4 protein-coding genes are annotated in these 2,568 nt (G+C 20.5%); 2 read left to right on the top strand and 2 right to left on the bottom strand.

Annotated elements, in window-relative coordinates; all coding sequences use genetic code 11:
- Both Q4E08_RS12035 and Q4E08_RS12040 read right to left on the bottom strand, forming a co-directional pair.
- Window positions 1–592 (bottom strand): CPBP family intramembrane glutamic endopeptidase (locus Q4E08_RS12035; RefSeq protein ID WP_303131251.1); only part of this gene is annotated, 592 nt, incomplete at its 3' end.
- Window positions 593–604: 12 nt separating this feature from the next.
- Window positions 605–853 (bottom strand): hypothetical protein, encoded by a 249-nt coding sequence (locus Q4E08_RS12040; RefSeq protein WP_255994024.1) that lies wholly within the window; start codon window positions 851–853, stop codon window positions 605–607.
- Between the two features lie 135 nt (window positions 854–988).
- Here Q4E08_RS12040 and Q4E08_RS12045 point away from each other — a divergent pair, with 135 nt between their 5' ends.
- Both Q4E08_RS12045 and Q4E08_RS12050 read left to right on the top strand, forming a co-directional pair.
- On the top strand, window positions 989–1,309 hold the full coding sequence (locus Q4E08_RS12045) for a bacteriocin immunity protein (RefSeq protein WP_255994023.1): 321 nt from the start codon (window positions 989–991) through the stop codon (window positions 1,307–1,309).
- A 258-nt stretch (window positions 1,310–1,567) separates the two neighbouring features.
- The gene (locus tag Q4E08_RS12050; RefSeq protein WP_255994022.1) at window positions 1,568–2,371 is read left to right on the top strand and encodes a CPBP family intramembrane glutamic endopeptidase; all 804 of its coding nucleotides are present in this window, start codon (window positions 1,568–1,570) and stop codon (window positions 2,369–2,371) included.
- The last annotated feature ends 197 nt before the right edge of the window (window positions 2,372–2,568 follow it).

Consider the following 2,568-nt stretch of genomic DNA (forward strand, 5'->3'; position numbering starts at 1 on the left):
AATCTGAATACATATAGATCAAAGCTAATACTATACCTAAAATAAATGTATAAATGCCTTGAACTAAGTTTAAATGCATAATTCCAAAAATTAAAGCTTGTACTAAAATAGCTGCTATTATGTTAAAGTTTTTCCTTAAATATCCGAAGATAATTCCCCTATAAAATATCTCTTCATATATAGGAATTAATATTATGACTATTATTAATTGTGATAAAGATTTGCTTGTAACATTTAACTGATTAATTATATTATTATAACTTGGTATTATTTTAGTTAAAATACCACTTATAAATACTAATATTATGCTTACCCCTATGCTTAAGGCAATAATATACAAATATTCTTTTAAATTTATCTTTTTTACTTTTATTCTTTTTAATATTCCTTCATTAGAAGCTAAAAATATTACTCCAATTAATATTAATGTTAATATATCTCCTAATATTGTTAATAAAAAAACATTTTTTTGAAATAAGGAAATATTATTCTTTGTATAACCTAAAAAAAATCCTTGTATAAAACTTACAATAAGAAAATTTAAAATTGGAAATCCTAAGCATACTCCTACTGTTTTAAAAAACTTTTTCATATACAATCTCCTCTAAGCTAATAGTTGCTTATATAATATAACAAAGTTAACTACAAAGTATATAATAGTTAAAACTAACCCTATAATATTTAAAGCTAATGCTATCTTATACGCTTTACAACTAAGCTCTTTTATCTTTTTAGAGGATATGACTATACCTACTATACTAATAATTATCCCTATTAATGGAATAAGCCAAGCTATACAACTTATAACTCCTAAAATTATTGGTGCTTTTGACTTTTTAATTTGATTCTCCATTTTTTTCTCCTTTTCATAATAATTTCCCTTTTAATGTTAATTATATGTTTTAATGTATTATTTGTAAATATTTATAGACTTTCATTTATAAAAATACTATAATTTATTTATAATTGTATTTAGGAGATGTTGTGAATGGAAAATGTTAAACTAATGAATAGATCTAAAGATTTGGTACATTCTTTATATAACAGTCTTTCAAAATCAAAAGAAAATAATTTTGATGATATTAAAGAGGTATTATTAAAAGTTTATACAAAACTAGATTTATCTGATGAGAAAAATATTCCTTTAATAAATAGATTAGTTAACTATATATATTTTACAGCTTACACAAAAAAACTGACTTTTTCCTCTAATGAAGAGAATATAATAAAAGAGTTATCTGAGATAGGTAAGTATGCTGGTTTAAATGGTGTATATCGTTCAGACTATGGAGATAAATCTCAATTTTAAAGAAACTAAGTTATAATTAAATATTATTCTATAATTTAACTTTTTAGCTTGTCTAAATTTTAATTATTATTTTGAATCTCTAACCATTAATATATTTTGTACAAAAGTTAATTTTAATCCAATTATTAAAAAAATATTAATATTTTAAGATATAAATATGTAATTTTTTAATGTTTATGTAACTTTAAAATACAATTGCACAAAATTTAAATTTTTAAGATTTAAGAGTAATTTTTAGGTAAAAAGGAGCTATTGGTTATGAAAAATTTTAAAGAATTAAAATATCAATTAGAAATAATTTTAGGATTACCAATACTATATTTACTATTAGGCACAATAATAAATCTAATAGTAGTAATTTGTTGTATTTTACTTAACAATTATAATTTCTCCAACTATAATACTTTAAGATTATTTTATGAAAATAAATATTCTAATATTATAAGTGGTATTGTAGATATCATTTTTTTAATTATATTAATTAAAATTTTATTCAAAAATAACTTTAATAAATTTAAAGAAAGTATACATATAAATAAAATTAATTTTAATGATTTAATAAACAGTATTCTCTTAGGAATTGGATTAAGTACACTAAGTATACTTATTGTTGGAACTTTTAGTACTTTTACCAACAATTATTCCAGTATTTCAAATCGAATAAATCAATCTAGTAGTATAATAGGAGTTTTATTTGCAATTACAATCGTTCCGGTTTTTGAAGAAATATTTTTTAGGGGAATAATATTTGGATATTTAAGAAAGAATTACAATATTAAACTAAGTATTTTTATACAAGCCTTAGTATTTTCTATTATGCATATGAATTTAATTCAAGGAATCTATACATTTATTTCTGGAATAATTCTAGCATTAATATATATTAAGAGCAAAACAATTATAGCACCAATTATTGTTCATATAGAATGTAATTTATTTGGTATTTTAATATGGAAAACTCTATTTGATTGGTGTAAAGAAGCAAGTCCAATATATCTATTTTTAGGAATTTTATCATTAATTATTGGTATTTTAAGATTAAAAAATTCATTAAAAAAATAATTTAATCAAAATAAAAGAAGCTGGAGGATTTTTTTACATAAATTTCTCTCCACCTTCTAATTTCTAGTAACATTTTTTATTAAATATCTTTAACGTCTATTAATTTTTTCTTTCCTTTATTGCTTTTTCTAAATCCTCATTACTAAATACCATACGTACTTCAATTCTTCTATCTTTCTTGGTTTCTTCTATATTAT

It is taken from the genome of Clostridium sp., assembly GCF_030532265.1.
Taxonomy (GTDB): domain Bacteria; phylum Bacillota; class Clostridia; order Clostridiales; family Clostridiaceae; genus Clostridium.

Excerpts from the sequence above, each read along its gene's own strand:
- Q4E08_RS12045 (WP_255994023.1), top strand. The coding sequence starts at position 989 with ATGGAAAATGTTAAACTAATGAATAGATCTAAAGATTTGGTACATTCT.
- Q4E08_RS12050 (WP_255994022.1), top strand. The coding sequence starts at position 1,568 with ATGAAAAATTTTAAAGAATTAAAATATCAATTAGAAATAATTTTAGGA.
- Q4E08_RS12040 (WP_255994024.1), bottom strand. The coding sequence starts at position 853 with ATGGAGAATCAAATTAAAAAGTCAAAAGCACCAATAATTTTAGGAGTT.